Consider the following 17,446-nt stretch of genomic DNA (forward strand, 5'->3'; position numbering starts at 1 on the left):
CACCTGGACGCCCACAGAGACGAGGTCGTGTCATGCCGAGACCAGTTCACCTTTCCCCCCCACGGCCCGCCGCGGGCGCGCCGCGCACCGGGCCAGTCCCCGAGCCAGCCCGTTTGACTTGCGCGGGCCTCGCATGATCCGCCAGATCCTCAATCGCTTCACGATCTCGCTGCCCGTCCTGCTGGGCGTGGTGGTGGTGTGCTTCGTGCTCCTGCAGGTCGCGCCGGCGGACCCCGCCGCCGTGATTGCCGGCCCCACCGCGACCGCCGAGGAACTGGCGCAGGTGCGCCAGGAGCTCGGCCTGGACAAATCGATCGTCCAGCAGTTGTCCCTGTACGTGTGGCGCCTGCTGCATCTGGACCTGGGCCGCTCGATGATCTCCAACGTGCCGGTCATCGACGAGATCGGCGCCACGATCGGCGCGACGGCCGAGCTGATGCTGGCCAGCGTGGTCTGGTCCATCCCGCTGGCGATCCTGCTGGGCACGCTGGCCGCCTACCGCCGCGGCAAGCTGACCGACCGCTTCGTCATGACGCTGTCGGTGGTGGGCGTGTCGCTGCCGGTGTTCTGGGTCGGCCTGCTGCTGGTGCAGCACGTCGGCGGCGCCGGCATCCTGCCGTACATCGGCCGCAACGGCCCGATCTGGACCCTGGCCGGCCTGCAATCGCTGGCGCTGCCCGCGCTCACGCTGGGGTCGGTGCTGATCGGACCGGTGGCGCGCATCACCCGCACCGCCGTGATCGAGACGCTCAGCGGCGACTACGTGCGCACCGCGCGCGCCAAGGGCGCCGGCGAACGCCGCGTGCTGCTGCGCCACGCGCTGCGCAACGCGCTGCTGCCGATCGTGACACTGGTGGGCCTGCAGGTGGGCAACCTGCTGGGCGGCGCCGTGGTCACCGAACAGATCTATTCCTGGCCGGGCGTGGGCCGCATGGCGGTCGGCGCCATCTTCGCCGGCGATTTCCCGCTGGCCCAGGGCGCGATCCTGGTGACCGCGCTGGGCTTCATCCTCATCAACCTGATCGTGGATCTGCTCTACGGCTACCTGGATCCACGGGGCAACAAATCATGAGCGCAGGCACCACTTCCTCGATGGGCGGACTGCCGCCCCAGGCCATCGCCACGCCGCTGACGCGCATCGCGTCGCGCCTGCGCCGCGATCCCATCCTGCTGCTGTCGCTGCTGGCGGTGATCGCGATCGTGCTGGTGGCGCTGTTCGCCCCCTGGCTGGCGCCGCACGATCCGTATTCGACCAACATGGCCATCGCCCGCAAGGCGCCGGGCTGGACCTCGGCCGATGGCGTCCACTATCTGCTGGGCACCGACGTGCAGGGCCGCGACATCCTGTCGCGCGTGATCTACGGCATCCGCGCCACGCTGATGCTGAGCGTGCTGGCGGTGATCGGCGGCTCCGGCCTGGGCGCCCTGCTCGGCATCCTGGCCGCCTACTACCGACCGTTGGAAGGCGTCATCATGCGCGTGGTCGACGTGCTGTTGTCGTTCCCGGCGATCCTGTTCGGCCTTAGCCTGTCGGCGCTGATGGGCCCCGGCACCACCAGCATGGTGCTGGCGCTGGGGATCTCGGCGATTCCCGGCATGGCGCGCATCGCGCGCGGCTCGGCCATGGTGGTGATGAAGCAGGAATACATGGAGGCCGGCCACGCCATGGGCTTCGGCAACTTTTACCTGATCACCCGTTATCTGCTGCCGAACTGCTCGTCGATGCTGATGATCTACGCCACGCTGCAACTGGGCCACACCATCCTGCTGGGCTCCGTGCTGTCGTTCCTGGGGCTGGGACCGCAGCCGCCGTTCGCGGAACTGGGCAGCATGGCCGCCGACGGCCGCAAGTTCCTGCAGATCTTCCCGCACATCTCGACCATTCCCACGATGACCATCTTCTTCATCGTGCTTGCCTTCAACCTGCTGGGCGACAGCCTGCGCGACGCGCTCGATCCCAAGCTGCGGTTCTGAACCGCGGCAGGCCCGGCCACACACCACAAACCACACAGGGGAACCGCAACATGAAGACCATCCAGGGACTGGCCCTCGCGCCGCTGGCCTTGACCTGCCTGCTGGCCGCGCCCGCGCCGGCGCTGGCGCAGGCCGAAAAGACCGTCCTGATCCTGCGCGAGCTGGACACCGACAAGTACGACCCGCACCGCACCACCGCGCGCGGCGCGGCCGAAGTGCTGTTCATGGCCGCCGACACCATGGTGGGACTGGACTACGACATGAAGACGCCGGTGCCGGCGCTGGCCAAGAGCTGGACCATCTCGCCGGACGGCCTGACCTACACCTTCAGCCTGCGCGACGACGTGACGTTCTGCAGCGGCCGCAAGATGACGGCCAAGGACGTGGTCGCCAGCTACACCCGCTGGCTGGACCCGGAAACCAAGGGCCTGGAGCGCTGGCGCGCCGGTCCGGTCGACAGCATCACCGCGCCCGACGACGTCACCGTGGTCTACAAGCTGAAGAAGCCCTACAACGAGCTGCTGCAGCAGATGGCGCACTACATGCACTCGGTCATCAACATCGACCAGGTCAAGGCGCTGGGCCAGGACTACGGCGTCAAGGCCTTCGACGGCACCGGTCCGTACTGCTTCCAGAGCTGGTCGCCGCGCAATGAAGTGGTGCTGACCCGCCATGCCGGCTACAAGTGGGGCCCGGCGATCTACAAGGACCCGACGCCCAAGGTCGACAAGATCGTCTGGAAGATCGTGCCCGAGGAAAGCACCCGCCTGACCGCGCTGCAAAGCGGCCAGGCCGACCTGTCGCGCTACCTGCCGCAGTGGGCCATCAAGGACCTGAAGGCCGACAAGCGCCTGTTCGTCAGCAAGGCCGACCCGTTCTACTGGACCTTCTTCCTCGGCTTCAAGATCGACAAGCCGATGCTGACGGACGTGAACGTGCGCCGCGCCCTCAACCTGGCGATCAACCGCAAGGCGCTGACCGAGGCCATCACCTTCGGCGAGGCGGTGCCCGCCACCAGCATGCTGGCCACCAACACCCCCGCCGGCTCCAACGACGCCTACCGCTATGACCCGGCCGCCGCCAACAAGCTGCTGGACGAAGCCGGCTGGAAGATGGGCAAGGACGGCTACCGCTACAAGGACGGCCAGAAGCTGTCGCTGCTGCACTACGGCATCACCGGCTACTGGAAAGACATCATGGAAGCCGTGCAGGGCGACATGAAGAAGGTCGGCGCCGACCTGCGCGTGCAACTGTTCGACTCGACCTCGGCCTGGGGCAAACTGGCCACGCAGGAGTTCGATGAATTCAGCATGAGCTTCGGCTACATGAGCACGGGCGAGGCGCTCAACAGCTACTTCCTGTCCAGCAGCATCCCGACCCCGAACCGCATGAACTGGAAGGACGCCGACACCGACCGCTGGCTGGCCGAGGGCAGCGAGGCGCTGGACGCCAGGAGCGGCGATGCGATCCTGTCCAAGGCGCTGACCAAGATCTCCGACGGCGTGGCGTGGATTCCGCTGTACCACGACTCGCTGTACCTGGTGGGCGGGCCGCGCTTGAAGCCGATGCGCGCGCACGGCATCTTCGGCGCCGCCGCCTACAAGGGCCTGGACATCGAGTTGAAGTAAACCGCACCGGGCGGCGCCCCCCCCCGCCGCCCTTCTCCTGATTCCGCCGCACAGAGAGTCTCCCGTGAGCGACACCAATCAAGCCCGCATCACCCATTTCAAGCAGCTCGCCACCCTGGTGGCCTGGGACGAGGCGCTGGGCTCGCACGTCTATATCGAGAACGCCGACCTGGTGATGCGCGGCAACACCGTCATCCATGCCGGCAAGGACTATGCCGGTCCGGCCGACCGGGTCGTGGCCGGCAACGGCCTGATGGCGATGCCAGGCCTGGTGAACGTCCACAGCCATCCCTCTTCCGAGCCGGGCAACCGCGGGCTGCTGGAAGAACTGGGCAGCGACAAGCTGGGCCAGAGCTCGCTGTACGAATACATGCCGGTGTTCCGCACCGGCATCGAGACGGCGCAGTACTCCAACCAGGTGGCGATGGCCGAGATGCTGCTGAGCGGCGTGACCACCTTCGTGGACATGTCGCTGCCGCGCCCCGGCTGGGCCGACGTGGTGGCGGCGGCCGGCATCCGTGGGGTGCTGGGCCCGATGTTCCGCTCGGCCGCCTGGCGCACCAACGACGGCCATTCGGTCGAATACACCTGGGATGAAGCGGCGGCGCTCAAGTCGTTCGAGGCCGCCCTGGCGGTGGCCGACAGCGCCATCAACCACCCCAGCGGCCGCCTCGGCGCCATGCTGTGCCCCTCGCAGGTCGACACCTGCTCGCCCGAACTGCTCAAGGCGGCACGGGACGCCGCGCGCCGCCTGGGCGTCCCGATGCAGATCCACGCCGCGCAGAGCGTGGTCGAATTCTCGGAGATGACGCGCCGCCACGGCCGCACGCCGATCGAATGGCTCGATGACCAGGGCCTGCTCGATGGCGGCCTCATCATCGGCCACGGCATCTTCCTGAACGACCACCGCGCGCTGTATTGGCCGCACGCCGATGACTTCGGCCTGCTGCAACGCTCCGGCGCGCACGTCGCGCACTGTCCGACGGTGTTCGCGCGGCGCGGCATCGCGCTGAGCTTTCTGGGCCGCTACCTGCGCGCCGGCATCAACGTCGGCATCGGCACCGATACCTTCCCGCACAACATGCTCGATGAAATGCGGCTGGCCTGCTACGTGGCCCGGCTGCAGGCCGGCCATTTCCGCGCCGCGTCCACCGAGGAAGTGTTCAACGCCGCCACGATCAACGGCGCGCGCATGCTGGGCCGCGACGACATCGGCCGCATCGCGGTCGGCGGCAAGGCCGACTTCTCGCTGGTCGACCTGTCGCATCCGTACATGCGGCCTGGCCGCGAGCCGCTGCGCAGCCTGATCTATTCGGCCGGCGACCGCGCCATCCGCGACGTGTACGTGGACGGCGAGCAGGTGGTCAGGGACGGCAAGCTGCTGACCATCGACATCGAACGCGCCATGCAGGAAGTGGAGCGCGCCCAGGCGCGGACCATCGCCACCGTGGCGCAGCGCGACTACGCCGGCCGCGACATCGACGCCATGTCGCCGCGCGTCTTTCCCAGCCGCGCCTGACGGAGCATCCCCATGAGCGAGACCTTACTGGCGGTGCGGGGCCTGAGCGTCGAGTTCGGCGCCCGCGCCCGACCGTATCGGGCGGTGAAGTCGCTGGACTTCACCATCGGCCGCGGCGAAACGGTGGCGCTGGTGGGCGAGTCCGGCTCCGGCAAATCGGTGACGGCGCTGTCGATCCTGCGCCTGATCGAGCGCGCCGGCGGCCGCATCGCCGCCGGCAGCGCCCGCTTCGTGCCGCGCGACGGCCGCGAGGTGGACCTGTTCGGGCTGGAGGAACCGGCATTGCGGCGCATCCGCGGCAACGAGATCTCGATGATCTTCCAGGAGCCGATGACCTCGCTCAACCCGGTGATGACGGTGGGCGACCAACTGGCCGAAGTCTATCTGCTGCACCAGGACATCTCGCGCCAGGAGGCCTGGCGGCGCGCCCAGGAGATGCTGGTGGCGGTGAAGATGTCCGAACCCGAACGCCGCATAACGCAGTATCCCGGCGACCTGTCCGGCGGCATGCGCCAGCGCGTGATGATCGCGATGGCGCTGGCCTGCCGGCCGCAGCTCCTGATCGCCGACGAACCGACCACCGCGCTCGACGTCACGGTGCAGGCCGAGATCATCGACCTGATCCGCGACCTGCAGCGCGAGGTCGGCATGGCGGTGCTGTTCATCACGCACGACATGGGCGTGGTGGCCGAGATCGCCGATCGCGTGGTGGTGATGCGGCACGGCGACAGGATCGAGGAAAGCGCCACCGCGACGCTGTTCGAGGCGCCCACGCAGCCCTACACGCGCGACCTGCTGGCCGCGGTGCCGCGGCTGGGCGACGGTTCGCCCGACGAAGCCATGGTGCGGGAGCGCCCGGCGGTGCTGGAAGTGTCGGGCCTGGCCAAGCGCTTTCCGGTCAAGGCCGGCGCCTTCGGCAAGGTGGTGGCCAACGTGCACGCCGTCGAGGGCGTGTCGTTCGACTTGCGCGCCGGCGAGACGCTGGCGCTGGTGGGCGAGTCCGGCTCGGGCAAGTCGACCACCGGGCGCCTGCTGATGAAGCTGGTGCAGCCGAGCGCCGGCTCGATCCGCCTGGCCGGCCAGGACGTCACCCACATGACGCCCGAGCAGATGCGCGCGATGCGGCGCCACATCCAGATGATCTTCCAGGACCCGTATGCGTCGCTCAATCCGCGCCTGCACGCCTGGGACCTGGTCAGCGAACCGCTCAAGGTGCATGGCGGCCACAGCCGCGAGCAGCGCCGCGAGCGCGCCGCCCAGTTGCTGGAACGGGTCAGCCTGCCGCGCGACTTCCTGGACCGTTACGCTCACCAGTTCTCGGGCGGCCAGCGCCAGCGCCTGTGCATCGCCCGCGCGCTGAGCGTGAATCCCAGGATCATCGTGGCCGACGAGCCGGTGTCGGCGCTGGACGTGTCGGTGCAGGCGCGCGTGATCGAGCTGATGAAGGAGCTGCAGGGCGAGATGGGCCTGTCGTACCTGTTCATCTCGCACGACATCGCGGTGGTGGAGAAGGTCAGCCACCGCGTGGCGGTCATGTACATGGGCCAGATCGTCGAGATCGGCCCGACCCAGGAGGTGCTGCACCGGCCGCGCCATCCCTATACGCAGCGGCTGCTGTCGGCGGTGCCGGTGCCGGATCCGGCGCGGCGCCACCAGCGCAGCGCGCGCGCGGCCCGCGAGATTCCGAGCCCGATCCGCAAGGTGGGCGACAACCCGGTCGTGGCCCAACTGGTGCAGGTGGCCGCCGGCCACTACGTGCAGCAGGCGGCGTAACGCCGCATCGGCCATGCGCGCGCCACGGCGCCGGCATGGCCGATGCGCTGCCGCCCCCGCGGCCGTTCAAGCGCCGCCGAAGATCCGCCCGACCGCCATGGCCACGGCGGCCTGGGTCGGCTCCACCACCGGCAGGCCGCAGGCCTCCTGCAGCCGCGCGCGCAGGTCCGCCATGCCCGCGCACCCCATGATGAGCACGTCGGCGCCGTGGGCGTCGCGCAGGGTCCTGCCCACTGTCGCCATGCGCTGGAACGCCAGTTCGGCGTCGGCCAGGTCGCTCACGCGCAGGTCCAGCGCCAGTTCGCCGCAGATGCGGTCGGCCACGCCCATGGCGCGGAAGTAGCGCAGGTGGCGCGGGATGGCGGCGCCGGCGATGGCGATGACGCCGACGCGGGCGCCGATGCTCATTGCCGTCAGCACCGAGCATTCGCCGATGCCCAGCACGGGCACCGGCGCCAGGTCGCGCAGGCCATGCAGCCCCGGATCGCTGAAGCAGGCCACGATCACGGCGTCGGCGCCGGCCGCCTCGCGCCGCACCAGCTCGGTCATGGGCGCGATGCTGGCGTCGGCCTCGGCCTGGTTCTGGATGCCGGCCGGCCCGCCGGCGGACGTCAGGCAGCGGAAATCCAGCGGCAGGTGGCGGAACGGCTCGACCGCGCGGCCGATGGCCTCGGTCACCTTGTCCAGGGAATTCGGGTTTACGAGGAGGATGCGGGCGTTGGGCACGATTGAGTAGAATCCTTGCAATAGAGGCGGGCCGGCAAGCGCCGGCGCACCGCCCGGGTCAAGAGGAAAGCACGCAGCATGTCTGAGTTACCCGGAAAGGTCCGGTCTTCCGCGCCGTTGAATCTGCGCCAGATCGAGGTATTCCACGCCATCATGATCACGGGCTCGTTGAGCGCGGCCGGGCGGCTGCTGCACGTGACCCAGCCGGCCATCAGCCGGGTGCTGGCATCGATCGAACTGCGCCTCGGCTATGCGCTGTTCGAGCGCTTCAAGGGCCGCCTGCATCCCACCAAGGAAGCGCGCAAGCTGTTCCAGGAAGTGGAATCGATCCAGGCCGGCGTCAACCGCCTGAACGACATGGCCGCGGGCCTGGCCGGCCACGGCGGCGGCCTGGTCAGCGTGGTGTCCAGCCCCAGCTTCGGCGAGTGGCTGATCCCGGCGGCAACCGCGAAGTTCTGCGCCCGCAACCCCGGCGTGCGCATCCGCTACCGGCCACTGGGCATGGACGCGCTGCTGCCGCAACTGCTGCTGGGCTACGCCGACATCGCCATCTCCATCTTCAAGCCGGAGCATCCCAACCTGATCACCACCGAGCTGGCGCAGGGCGAAATCGTCTGCGTGCTGCCGGCGGGCCACCGCCTGGCGCGCGAGCGCGTGATCCTGCCGGACATGCTGGCCGGCGAGATGCTGGTGGGCTACAGCCGCGACACGCCGCTGGGCGAGACGCTGTACGCGCATCTCGATCCGCAGGGCCGCGACATCCTGGCCCCGGCGATCGAAGTGCGCTCGTCGCAGACCGCGTGCTCGTTCGTGCGCCAGGGCGTCGGCGTGGCGCTGGTGGACTCGTATGGCCTGACCGACGCCCTGATGCACGGGCTGGCGGTGCGCCGCGTCGAGCCGGCGATCCCGCTGTTCGTGTACGTGTCTCATTCCCGGATCGAGCCGCCCCCGTCCATCGCCAAGGCCTTCCTGACGCAGTTTTCCCAGATCGTCAAAAAGGAGTTGCCCGCGATGACGCAGGCAATCCTCAAGCGGACCTAATCGATTTGCGCCACCGGCAGCGGCTCGCCGGCGCCGGTGCGCTCGACGATCAGCTTGTAGTGCTGCGGGCTGCGGTGCTTGGCGAAGTTGAAGACGTGGTCGCGGAAGGTCTGGCCCATGCCCAGGTCGATGCGGGCGGTGATGACTTCGTCTTCCTCGCCGCTCGAGCGGGCCACGATCTCGCCCGACGGCGCCACGATCATGGAGCTGCCGATCATGTGGTGGCCATCCTCGTGGCCGCACTTGGCGGCGGCGGCGACCCACACCGCGTTCTGGTAGGCGCTGGCCTGCAGCACGATCTCGTGCGTGGTGGTGCGCAGGTGCGCCGGCTCGTTCCAGTGGATGTTCAGCGACGGCGTGTTGTAGCCCAGCACGATCAGCTCGGCGCTCTGCAGCGACATCACGCGGTAGGTCTCGGGCCAGCGGCGGTCATTGCACAGGCACATGCCGATCTTGACGTCGTTGGTCTCCCAGACGCCGAAGCCCAGGTCGCCGACCTCGAAGAACTTCTTCTCCAGGTGCTGGAACGGCGCCTCCGGCTTGTGGTCGGAATGGCCCGGCAGGTGGATCTTGCGGTACTTGCCGATGATTTTGGCCTGGCGGTCGACCAGGATGGCGGTGTTGAACTGGCGCCCTTCCGGGGTCAGTTCGGCGTAGCCCAGGTAGAAGCCGATGCCGAGCTCGCGCGCGGTGTCGAACAGCGGCTGCACGTCGGCGTTGGGCATGCTCTTTTCGAAGAAGCGATCGACCGCCTCGGCGTCTTCCATCCAGTAGCGCGGGAAGAAGGTGGTCAGCGCCAGTTCGGGAAAGACCACGAACTCGGCCTTGCGGGCCGCGGCTTCGCGCATCATCTCGACGAGGCGGCGGACCACCACCGCGCGGGTGTCGGCCAGGTTGACGGCGCCCATCTGGGCGACCGCGAGGTCCATTTTGCGCGCATGGGTTGCGTTGCTCACGATGTCAGTCTCCGGGGTTCTATCGCTATGCGTTGAGGGCCGTGTCGCTCAGGACGCGATCACGGCCGGGAAAATCTTGCGCAGCAAGGCGGCGCGCGGGCTGATCTCGCGCGCCTTCTGCAGCGGGGCGGGCAGGCCGCGGGCGATGAACTGGCCGCGGCCGCGCTCGGCGCGCAGCACGCCGTCGTCCACGATCACGTCGCCGCGGCTGATCACCGTGGTGGGCCAGCCGGTGACCTGGCGGCCTTCATAGGGCGTGTAGCCGACCGCGTCGTGCAGGTCGGCGGCGCGCAGGGTCACGGTCTTCTCCGGATCCCAGATCGCGATGTCGGCGTCCGCGCCCACCGCCAGCGTGCCCTTCTTCGGGTACAGGCCGTACATGCGGGCGTGATTGGTCGAGGTCAGCGCCACGAACTGCTGCAGCGTCAGGCGGCCGCTGCGCACGCCTTCGGAAAACAGCAGCGGCATGCGCACTTCCAGGCCCGGCAGGCCGTTGGCGATCTGCTTGAACGTGGTCGCGTCGCCGGCCGGCAGCTTGCCGGATTCGTCATAGCGGTACGGCGCGTGATCGGACGACAGCAGCGCCAGCGTGCCGCTGTCCAGGCTCTGCCACAGCGCCTGCTGCGACAGCGGGTCGCGCGGCGGCGGGCTGCAGCAGAACTTGGCGCCCTCGACGCCGGGGATGTCGATATCCTCGGCGGTCAGCAGCAGGTAGTGCGGGCAGGTCTCGCCGTACACCGGCGCGCCCAGCGTCTGCGCGGCGTGGATCGCCTGCGCGCCGCCCTGGGTCGAGACGTGCACGATCAGCACCGGCACTTCCAGCACCGCGGCCAGGCTGATGGCGCGCTGCGTGGCCTCGTTCTCCGCGATCGGATCGTGGCTGACGGCGTGGTATTTGGGCGCGGTGTGGCCCGCCGCCAGCAGGTGGCGCGCGATCCAACTGATGACGTCGTTGTTCTCGGCGTGCACCATCGGCAGCGCGCCCTCGCGCGCGGCGATGGCGAACACGTCCAGCAACTGGCGGTCGTCCAGCTTGAGCTTGTCGTAGGTCATGAAGACCTTGAACGAGGTGATGCCGGCGCGGATCAGCTCGGGCAGGTCGCGGTTCAAGGTATCGGGCGTGGGGTCCGAGATGATCAGGTGGTAGCTGTAGTCGATCACCGATTTCTCGGCGGCCGAGGCGGCGTAGGCCTCGGCGACCTGGCGCAGCGACTGGCCGCGATGCTGCGCCGCGAACGGCACGATGGTGGTGTTGCCCCCGTGGGCCGCCGAGATCGAGGCGGTGTGCCAGTCGTCGGCGCACAGCACGCCCATGCTGGAAAGCTGTTCCACGTGGCAGTGGCTGTCGATGCCGCCCGGCATGACCAGCCGGCCGGCCGCGTCGATGGCGCGGCGGCCCGCCGGCAGCGAGGTCGCGATCGCGGCAATGGCGCCGTCCACAATGCCGATGTCGCCGACGAAGTCGGCATCGGCCGTGACGATGCGGCCGTTGTGCAAGGTCAGATCGAAGTCTGTCATCAAGAAAAGTCCCAACGCATGGCCCGGCGCGCCGTGGCGGCGCCTGGCAGGAGGCACCATCATGCATGCCCGCGGGCAATTGGGAAACGGCGCGAAGCCGCCGCGCCGGGCCACGGACGGGCGCCAGACGGAGACGCTAACGCCCTGATTCCATGGACTATTTCCCCACGACGCGGCAAACAGCCGGCCGCCACGCATAACGCTGGATCATGGAGGCTGTGCAAAGTTTTATATCGGGTTTCCCCGTGGCGCGCCGGCGCGCGGGCTGACGCGGGCCGACTACTGGTAGCGTTCGCGGTAGCCCACCGGCGACATGCCGCAGTATTTATTGAAGATGTCGCGAAAGGCCTTGGTGTCGTTGTAGCCGACCTCGTACATCACTTCCGACACGCTCTTGCGCGAGCTTTCCAGGCGCCGCTTGGCGGCTTCGACGCGCACGCGCTGCACGTACTCGACGATGCTGTTGCCGGTGGCCTGGCGAAAACGCCGTTCGAGCGTGCGGCGGCCGAGCGCGTGGCGATCGGCCAGGTCCTCGACGGTGATCTTTTCGGTGTAGCGGCTTTCGATGAAGTCCTGCACCGCGCGCACCACCTGGTCGGCGTGCGCCTTCTGGCCCATGAACACCGAGAACGGCAATTGGCTCTGGCGGCTCCAGTCGAGCTGGAAGTACTTGGCGCACCAGATGGCGGTGTCGCGGTCGGTGTATTTCTCGATCAGGTGCAGCACCAGGTGCGCGGCCGAGAATGCGCCGCCGCTGGTGTAGATGCCGTTGCCGGAATGGACCACGCGGTCGATGCCCCAATCCACCGCCGGAAACAGGCTGGCGTACAGGTTGCGCGCGGCCCAGTGCACCACCGCCTGCTGGCCGTCGAGCAGGCCGCCGGCGGCCAGCAGCGCCGCCCCCAGGCACAGGCTGGCGACCTCGCCGCCGCCGCGATAGTGCCGGGCGATCCAATCGACCAGTTCGCGGTTGGACAGCACCACGTCCGACACCGCGCCCAGCAGCGGCGGCGCGATGCAGATGTCGATATCGCGGGCCTCGTCCAGCACCAGGTCGGCCTGCACCGTGATGCGGCCGTCGTCCAGGCTGACCTGGCGCGTGGCGGCCAGCGTGCGCACCTGGAATTGCGGCGCGCGCCCCTGCGCGGCCAGGTACTCATTGGCCACCAGGAAGCCGTGCCGGGCTGTTTCCAGCGACGCGATATTGGCGCCGGCCGGCAGCAGGAAGGCGATGTTTTTCATGCCCACCAGCATACGCCGACAGACCTGTCGCAATCCACCCTCAAGAATGTCGCAATCGCCTATCTGAAAGCGCTGCCGATCCCGATACAGTGACAACTACCGGCATGGCTGCCGGCGCGGCCGCCGCGGCGATGCGGGCCTGCGGGGGGCGCGTACAACGACACGGAATCAAGGAGCATCGGATGGAACAGTACATAGATGGTTACCTGCTGAGCGTGCCCAAGGCCAACATCGAGACTTATCGCAAGATGGCCGAGCTGGCCGGCTCGATCTGGCTGGAATGCGGCGCGCTGGAATTCCGCGAGTGCGTGGCCGACGACATCGACGGCGAGGGCTTCGGCTCGTTCAGCGCCGCCGCCGGCGCGCGCGAGGGCGAGACGGTGGTGTTCTCCTGGATCGCGTTCGCCAGCAAGGCCGAACGCGACCGCATCAACGCCAAGGTCATGGCCGACCCGCGCCTGACGGGCATGTCCTGCGAGGGCGTGTTCGATTTCAAGCGCATGTGCTGGGGCGGCTTCACCACCCTGGTGGGCAAGTCGGCCCGCGGTTGAAAAAAAAATCGCGGCGGCATGTCGATCCCGGCACCGCCCATTCGTCGTGGGAACAGGACGGGCCGGACTGCGCAGTCGCCGGCGCCCGTCCCCCAAGTACCCCTCTCTTTCACGGTTATCGGAGACACATCATGGCCACCCCCGCAAAGCAAGCGATTCCCGACGGCATGCACACCCTGACCCCGCACATCGTGTGCGAAGGCGCCTCGGATGCCATTGCCTTCTACCGCAAGGCGTTCGATGCCAAGGAACTGACGCGCCTGCCGGCCCCCGGCGGCAAGGTGATGCATGCCGCCATCCGCATCGGCGATTCGGTGGTGATGCTGATGGATGACTTCCCCGAATGGGGCAGCCTGGGCCCAAAGGCGCTCAAGGGCTCGCCGGTAACGTTGCACCTGTACGTGCAGGATGTGGATGCCGCGATCAAGCAGGCGGTGGCGGCGGGCGCGCAGGTCACCATGCCGGCGGCCGACATGTTCTGGGGCGACCGCTACGGCCAGGTGGTGGATCCGTTCGGCCACCGCTGGTCGATCGCCACCCACAAGGAAGACCTGACGCCGGAGGAAATCCAGCGCAACATGGCCCGGATGGGCGAGATGGAAGGCTGCGGCGATCGCTCGAAGCAGCCGGGCTGACCCGCCGCTTCAAGCGCCCGCCCGGCCCGCGTCCGCAAGGGCGCGGGCGTACCGGCGAGGGCGTGCGGGACGCCCCGACGCCGCGTCAGGCCGTGTACGGCCCCAGGAAGTCCAGCTTGCCGATCGGCACGCCGGCGTGGCGCAGGATGTCGTAGGCGGTGGTGACGTGGAAATAGAAGTTCGGCAGCGCGAACGTCAGCAGGTAGGCATCGCCCTGGAATTCGGGCTTGAACTCGCCGAAGCTGAGCGTGATCTTACGGCCCTCGGCGCCCTCGAGCGCCTCGGCCGGCACCGAGCGCAGGTAGGCGATGGTGTCGGCGATGCGCTTCTGCAATTGCTCGAATGTGGTTTCCTCATCGGGAAACCTGGGCGATTCGACCTGCGACAGGCGCTGCGTGGCGAACTTGGAGGCGTCGCTGGCGCGTTGCACCTGCCCCGACAGCGGGTACATGTCGGGGGCCAGGCGGGCATTGACCAGCTCGGCCGGATCGATGCCGTTGGCGGCCGCGTGGGCGGCGCCCTTTTCCAGCAGCGCGGCCAGCACGCTCAAACCGCGGATGAAGACAGGCACCGAGGCCTGGTAGATGGACAGGGACATGATGATGAGTTCCGAATAGGCTTGCCCGGCCGGGCGCGGGAACGGCGCCGGGTCCGCGGGCGTGGCGCGATGTTAGCGCCGCGCCGCGACGGCCGGCCGGCGCCGGGGACGACATGTCTGTTTCCGTTTCCCGAACAATAACGCGCTGGCCGCCGTCAGGCCACCCCGCCGCCCTTGCCCGCAGGCGCGCTACGCGACCACGCGCCGCTGCCCCTGGAAGAACCGCCAGATCAGCGCCGAGGCATCCGGGCCGCTGCGCGCGTGATAGCGCACCGAGGCATCGCCGCCGCTCCAGCCGTGCTCGACGCGGGTGATTTCGCACAGCCGCAGCACGATCTTGCGGCCCCGCAACAGATCGACGCGGCGATAGGCCTTCTCGGTGCCAAGGCCCAGCACCCGCTCGACCGGCGGCTCGTCCGCCGCCAGCCCGTTCAGGGCGCGGAACTGCTCGAACAATTGCCTGGCATTGCGCGGCGCCACCGCCGGATCCATCTGCCCCTGCAGGATCATGGCCGGCATGCCGAGCGCGAACGCGGCGGGATCCGCCACGCCCTGCAATAGCGGCAGCAACGGCTTGACCGAGCCGCGGCGCATCGTGTTCAGGCCGGCCGCGGCACTGTGCGCGTCGCCCAGCACCGGCCCGGAATGCATCGCCAGCGCGGCGATCAGCGCGGGATGGCGCAGCGCCACCAGCCCGGCCATGCCGGCGCCGGCCGACAGGCCGGCGATGTAGACGCGTTCAGGGTCCAGCCCGTGGCGCGCCACCTCGGCCTGGATCAAGGCGGCGATCAGGTCGGCCTCGGCGCCGCCGTGCTGCGCGTCGGGCTGGAACCAGCGCCAGCAGCGCTGCACCTGCCGCGTCATCGATTGCTGCGGGTACAGCACCATGAATCCGCCGGCGTCGGCCCACTGGTTCATGCGCGACCCGCGCGCGAACGCCAGCGCGGTCTGGCGACAGCCATGCAGCATCACCACCAGCGGCATACCCTGGCGCGGCACGGCCGGCGGCGTGTAGCGGGCGAAAGACAGGCTGCGGCCGTGCGCGTCGGTGAATTGTCGCGAGGCTTCCCAGCGACCGCTGCCCAGGCTGGGGGCCGCGGCGCCGGTGGCGCTGTGCGCGGCCGGCCGGGCGGCGGCCGGACGCGCCGGCGCGGCGCGCTTGCGCGCCCGCTTGGGCGCCGCGATGCGCATGGCCGCGCGCTGCATGCGGCTCAGCTTCTTCGCGGCGGTGAAAAACAGATGGGTGAGACTGCGCGCCATTGATCGGGCCTGTGAACGCTGTGTGACTCCACGACGACGTTTGAAAACCGCCTGGCCGCAACGCGCGGCCCGCCGACTGCCGCATCCGCCGCGGGCGGACGCCCATGCTCCGGGACCGGCCCGGCTCAGAACCGACCGGACTGGATTGCCGCGCCGCTCGTCAGCAATTCCAGACAGGAGACCAGCGCTACCGCGATCGTGATGATGGAAAGCACCTTGACGACCTTGCTGGTGCCTGGCCGGGTCAGCGTCGCGGTCATGCGCGTGACGATGTATGCCCCAACCATCAGGCCGATTGCCGGAATCATAGAAGAGCCTCCCCTTGAAGAGTCTGTGCGGGCCCGCCGGATGCGCAGCCCCTCGATAACGCGGTACGCAGCCAAAGCGCCGCCTCTGCGGGCGGCTGATTTAGCGAGAGAAATGTATCACACAGTAACTTGCCCTCGCAGCTTTTCGAGCGCCCCCGCAGCGGCCGGGTTTGCAGAAAATCAAGGCGGGCCGCCCTGCGCCTCCGGCCGACTTGAGGCGGCGACGCAAAACCCTTATGGTGAAAACCCTGACTACAATTCTCGCTCGCTCCGCACACCATGTTCCCGAATGACCGCCGCCAGACCCTCGGAGAGGAAATCGCCAACACCGTCAGCCACGGTCTGGGCGCGGCTGGCGCGCTGGCCGCCGCCCCGATCCTGATCGTCGCGGCCACGCGCCAGGGCGATGCCGCGTTTATCGTCGGCGCGGCGATCTTTGCCGCCAGCATGTGCCTGCTTTACCTGGCGTCGGCCATTTACCACGCGCTGCCGGACAACCGCGCCAAGCGCCTGTTCAATGTGCTCGACCACTCGGCCATCTACCTGCTGATCGCGGGCACCTATACTCCGTTCGCGCTGGGCGCGCTGCGCGGTCCCTGGGGCTGGACGCTGTTCGGCCTGGTGTGGGGCATGGCGCTGCTGGGCGTGGGGCTGAAGGCGAGCAAGCGGCTCGACCGCCCCGCCCTGTCCACCGGGCTGTACCTGGCGATGGGCTGGCTGGTGGTCATCGCCGTCAAGCCGATGCTCGAGCTGGTGCCCAGCGGCGGCCTGTGGTGGCTGCTGGCCGGCGGGCTGGCCTACACCGGCGGCGTGGTGTTCTTCGTGTTCGACAACCGCTGGCGCTATGGCCACTTCGTCTGGCACCTGTTCGTGCTGGCCGGCACCGTTTGTCATTTCTTCGCCGTGCTGTGGTACGGCGCGGGCGCTGCCTGAACGCGTTCAGGCCACGCCCTGTCGACGCGCCGCGCTAGCGCGCGGGCACCTGCGCGGCTGGCCGCACGTAGCCGTCGACCAACTGGCGGCCGTGATGGATGGCGGCATCCACCGCCATGACTGGCGACGACACGAAGCCGCCGGCCGCGAACAACGGCACCTGGTGCGGGTCGTGCAGGCGGTGCCAATCGGCGGCCAGCTCGACCCCCACGGTCGCGGTGAAGGCGGGACGGGGGCTGCCCGCCACGGAAATGCGGGATACGCTGGCGATCAGCCGGTAGCCCTTGTAGACCATGTTGTTATGGAACATGTGTCCTCCTTTCTGAACCGATGGCCCCGCACGGCGGGGCCGTCGTTCACATTGCGCGAATCTGCGTCGCGTGCGGGCCTTTGGCGCCTTGCGCCGTGACGTAGCTGACGCGCTGGTTCTCGACCAGCGCCTTGTGGCCGTCACCGACGATCTCGGAGAAATGCGCGAACAGGTCCTTGCCGCCGTTCTCGGGCATGATGAAGCCAAAGCCCTTGGCGTCGTTGAACCACTTCACAATTCCGGTTTCCATCATTTCACTCCTTGCATGGCGGGCAGCGCCCGGGAAGGGAGCCAATCAAGGAAAGGGACGGCGAACAATGAGGCGCCAGAAGGGGCGCGATACCGGACGTTGATCACGATGCTCGAATAGCTGCAAGTCCACTATGGGTGCCCGACAGGCGAAAGTCAACGGCTGTTTCCAATTAACATCCAGGCCGATACAGGCCGATACGTGATTCCATTGATCACTTTTGT

At 68.5% G+C, this 17,446-nt stretch carries 18 protein-coding genes; 9 read left to right on the forward strand and 9 right to left on the reverse strand.

Annotated elements, in window-relative coordinates; genetic code table 11:
• The first annotated feature begins 133 nt into the window (after positions 1–133).
• The 5 genes from ACUDCK_RS18605 to ACUDCK_RS18625 all read left to right on the forward strand — a co-directional run bounded on the left by ACUDCK_RS18605 (position 134) and on the right by ACUDCK_RS18625 (position 6,894).
• Positions 134–1,072: an ABC transporter permease gene (locus tag ACUDCK_RS18605; RefSeq protein ID WP_054502904.1), complete on the forward strand. Its 939-nt coding sequence runs from the start codon at positions 134–136 to the stop codon at positions 1,070–1,072.
• The gene (locus ACUDCK_RS18610) at positions 1,069–1,974 is read left to right on the forward strand and encodes an ABC transporter permease (protein ID WP_231133056.1); all 906 of its coding nucleotides are present in this window, start codon (positions 1,069–1,071) and stop codon (positions 1,972–1,974) included. The genes ACUDCK_RS18605 and ACUDCK_RS18610 overlap by 4 nt, the downstream gene beginning before the upstream one ends.
• Positions 1,975–2,024: 50 nt before the next feature.
• The gene (locus ACUDCK_RS18615; RefSeq protein ID WP_054502906.1) at positions 2,025–3,602 is read left to right on the forward strand and encodes an ABC transporter substrate-binding protein; all 1,578 of its coding nucleotides are present in this window, start codon (positions 2,025–2,027) and stop codon (positions 3,600–3,602) included.
• Between the two features lie 64 nt (positions 3,603–3,666).
• Positions 3,667–5,121, forward strand: a complete 1,455-nt coding sequence (locus ACUDCK_RS18620) for an amidohydrolase family protein (protein ID WP_054502907.1) — start codon at positions 3,667–3,669, stop codon at positions 5,119–5,121.
• A 12-nt stretch (positions 5,122–5,133) separates the two neighbouring features.
• The gene (locus ACUDCK_RS18625) at positions 5,134–6,894 is read left to right on the forward strand and encodes an ABC transporter ATP-binding protein (RefSeq protein ID WP_175166694.1); all 1,761 of its coding nucleotides are present in this window, start codon (positions 5,134–5,136) and stop codon (positions 6,892–6,894) included.
• Between the two features lie 66 nt (positions 6,895–6,960).
• Here ACUDCK_RS18625 and ACUDCK_RS18630 read toward each other — a convergent pair whose 3' ends face one another.
• On the reverse strand, positions 6,961–7,620 hold the full coding sequence (locus ACUDCK_RS18630; protein ID WP_054502909.1) for an aspartate/glutamate racemase family protein: 660 nt from the start codon (positions 7,618–7,620) through the stop codon (positions 6,961–6,963).
• Positions 7,621–7,698: 78 nt separating this feature from the next.
• Here ACUDCK_RS18630 and ACUDCK_RS18635 point away from each other — a divergent pair, with 78 nt between their 5' ends.
• On the forward strand, positions 7,699–8,661 hold the full coding sequence (locus ACUDCK_RS18635; protein ID WP_054502910.1) for a LysR family transcriptional regulator: 963 nt from the start codon (positions 7,699–7,701) through the stop codon (positions 8,659–8,661).
• Here the strand turns inward: ACUDCK_RS18635 and ACUDCK_RS18640 are convergent.
• From ACUDCK_RS18640 to ACUDCK_RS18650, 3 genes are all read right to left on the reverse strand, one after another.
• Positions 8,658–9,590, reverse strand: a complete 933-nt coding sequence (locus ACUDCK_RS18640; protein ID WP_155755605.1) for an N-carbamoyl-D-amino-acid hydrolase — start codon at positions 9,588–9,590, stop codon at positions 8,658–8,660. The two genes, ACUDCK_RS18635 and ACUDCK_RS18640, sit on opposite strands and share 4 nt — an antisense overlap.
• A gap of 75 nt (positions 9,591–9,665) precedes the next feature.
• Complete coding sequence (gene hydA / locus ACUDCK_RS18645) at positions 9,666–11,135, reverse strand: dihydropyrimidinase (protein ID WP_144654805.1); 1,470 nt, start codon at positions 11,133–11,135, stop codon at positions 9,666–9,668.
• 279 nt (positions 11,136–11,414) lie between these two features.
• The gene (locus tag ACUDCK_RS18650) at positions 11,415–12,389 is read right to left on the reverse strand and encodes a GlxA family transcriptional regulator (RefSeq protein WP_175166693.1); all 975 of its coding nucleotides are present in this window, start codon (positions 12,387–12,389) and stop codon (positions 11,415–11,417) included.
• Between the two features lie 170 nt (positions 12,390–12,559).
• Here ACUDCK_RS18650 and ACUDCK_RS18655 point away from each other — a divergent pair, with 170 nt between their 5' ends.
• A complete protein-coding gene (locus ACUDCK_RS18655; protein WP_054502914.1) occupies positions 12,560–12,928 on the forward strand; it encodes a DUF1428 domain-containing protein in 369 nt (122 codons plus the stop codon).
• A 131-nt stretch (positions 12,929–13,059) separates the two neighbouring features.
• Entirely contained in the window at positions 13,060–13,563 is a 504-nt protein-coding gene (locus ACUDCK_RS18660; protein ID WP_054502915.1) for a VOC family protein, read from the forward strand.
• 85 nt (positions 13,564–13,648) lie between these two features.
• Here ACUDCK_RS18660 and ACUDCK_RS18665 read toward each other — a convergent pair whose 3' ends face one another.
• From ACUDCK_RS18665 to ACUDCK_RS18675, 3 genes are all read right to left on the reverse strand, one after another.
• On the reverse strand, positions 13,649–14,161 hold the full coding sequence (locus ACUDCK_RS18665) for a DUF1993 domain-containing protein (protein WP_054502916.1): 513 nt from the start codon (positions 14,159–14,161) through the stop codon (positions 13,649–13,651).
• A gap of 189 nt (positions 14,162–14,350) precedes the next feature.
• Positions 14,351–15,421 (reverse strand): extracellular catalytic domain type 1 short-chain-length polyhydroxyalkanoate depolymerase, encoded by a 1,071-nt coding sequence (locus ACUDCK_RS18670; protein ID WP_054502917.1) that lies wholly within the window; start codon positions 15,419–15,421, stop codon positions 14,351–14,353.
• A gap of 125 nt (positions 15,422–15,546) precedes the next feature.
• Positions 15,547–15,729, reverse strand: a complete 183-nt coding sequence (locus tag ACUDCK_RS18675) for a hypothetical protein (RefSeq protein WP_006396220.1) — start codon at positions 15,727–15,729, stop codon at positions 15,547–15,549.
• Between the two features lie 279 nt (positions 15,730–16,008).
• Here ACUDCK_RS18675 and trhA point away from each other — a divergent pair, with 279 nt between their 5' ends.
• Positions 16,009–16,662: a PAQR family membrane homeostasis protein TrhA gene (trhA, locus tag ACUDCK_RS18680; RefSeq protein WP_064527895.1), complete on the forward strand. Its 654-nt coding sequence runs from the start codon at positions 16,009–16,011 to the stop codon at positions 16,660–16,662.
• A 34-nt stretch (positions 16,663–16,696) separates the two neighbouring features.
• Here the strand turns inward: trhA and ACUDCK_RS18685 are convergent, their stop codons facing one another.
• Complete coding sequence (locus ACUDCK_RS18685; protein WP_175166692.1) at positions 16,697–16,972, reverse strand: hypothetical protein; 276 nt, start codon at positions 16,970–16,972, stop codon at positions 16,697–16,699.
• A gap of 46 nt (positions 16,973–17,018) precedes the next feature.
• Positions 17,019–17,222 carry a cold-shock protein gene (locus ACUDCK_RS18690; protein ID WP_006385404.1) on the reverse strand — a complete coding sequence of 68 codons (204 nt, stop codon included), beginning with the start codon at positions 17,220–17,222 and terminating at the stop codon, positions 17,019–17,021.
• Positions 17,223–17,446 lie beyond the last annotated feature (224 nt).

It is taken from the genome of Achromobacter sp. CF-sbj1-Ac2-l (assembly GCF_052698165.1).

Coding starts and splice junctions, on each gene's coding strand:
- ACUDCK_RS18625 (WP_175166694.1), top strand. CDS start 5,134: ATGAGCGAGACCTTACTGGCGGTGCGGGGCCTGAGCGTCGAGTTCGGC.
- ACUDCK_RS18655 (WP_054502914.1), top strand. CDS start 12,560: ATGGAACAGTACATAGATGGTTACCTGCTGAGCGTGCCCAAGGCCAAC.
- ACUDCK_RS18665 (WP_054502916.1), bottom strand. CDS start 14,161: ATGTCCCTGTCCATCTACCAGGCCTCGGTGCCTGTCTTCATCCGCGGT.
- ACUDCK_RS18685 (WP_175166692.1), bottom strand. CDS start 16,972: ATGTTCCATAACAACATGGTCTACAAGGGCTACCGGCTGATCGCCAGC.
- ACUDCK_RS18640 (WP_155755605.1), bottom strand. CDS start 9,590: ATGGACCTCGCGGTCGCCCAGATGGGCGCCGTCAACCTGGCCGACACC.
- hydA (WP_144654805.1), bottom strand. CDS start 11,135: ATGACAGACTTCGATCTGACCTTGCACAACGGCCGCATCGTCACGGCC.
- ACUDCK_RS18650 (WP_175166693.1), bottom strand. CDS start 12,389: ATGCTGGTGGGCATGAAAAACATCGCCTTCCTGCTGCCGGCCGGCGCC.
- ACUDCK_RS18610 (WP_231133056.1), top strand. CDS start 1,069: ATGAGCGCAGGCACCACTTCCTCGATGGGCGGACTGCCGCCCCAGGCC.
- ACUDCK_RS18660 (WP_054502915.1), top strand. CDS start 13,060: ATGGCCACCCCCGCAAAGCAAGCGATTCCCGACGGCATGCACACCCTG.
- ACUDCK_RS18635 (WP_054502910.1), top strand. CDS start 7,699: ATGTCTGAGTTACCCGGAAAGGTCCGGTCTTCCGCGCCGTTGAATCTG.
- ACUDCK_RS18690 (WP_006385404.1), bottom strand. CDS start 17,222: ATGGAAACCGGAATTGTGAAGTGGTTCAACGACGCCAAGGGCTTTGGC.
- ACUDCK_RS18670 (WP_054502917.1), bottom strand. CDS start 15,421: ATGGCGCGCAGTCTCACCCATCTGTTTTTCACCGCCGCGAAGAAGCTG.
- ACUDCK_RS18615 (WP_054502906.1), top strand. CDS start 2,025: ATGAAGACCATCCAGGGACTGGCCCTCGCGCCGCTGGCCTTGACCTGC.
- ACUDCK_RS18605 (WP_054502904.1), top strand. CDS start 134: ATGATCCGCCAGATCCTCAATCGCTTCACGATCTCGCTGCCCGTCCTG.
- ACUDCK_RS18675 (WP_006396220.1), bottom strand. CDS start 15,729: ATGATTCCGGCAATCGGCCTGATGGTTGGGGCATACATCGTCACGCGC.
- trhA (WP_064527895.1), top strand. CDS start 16,009: ATGTTCCCGAATGACCGCCGCCAGACCCTCGGAGAGGAAATCGCCAAC.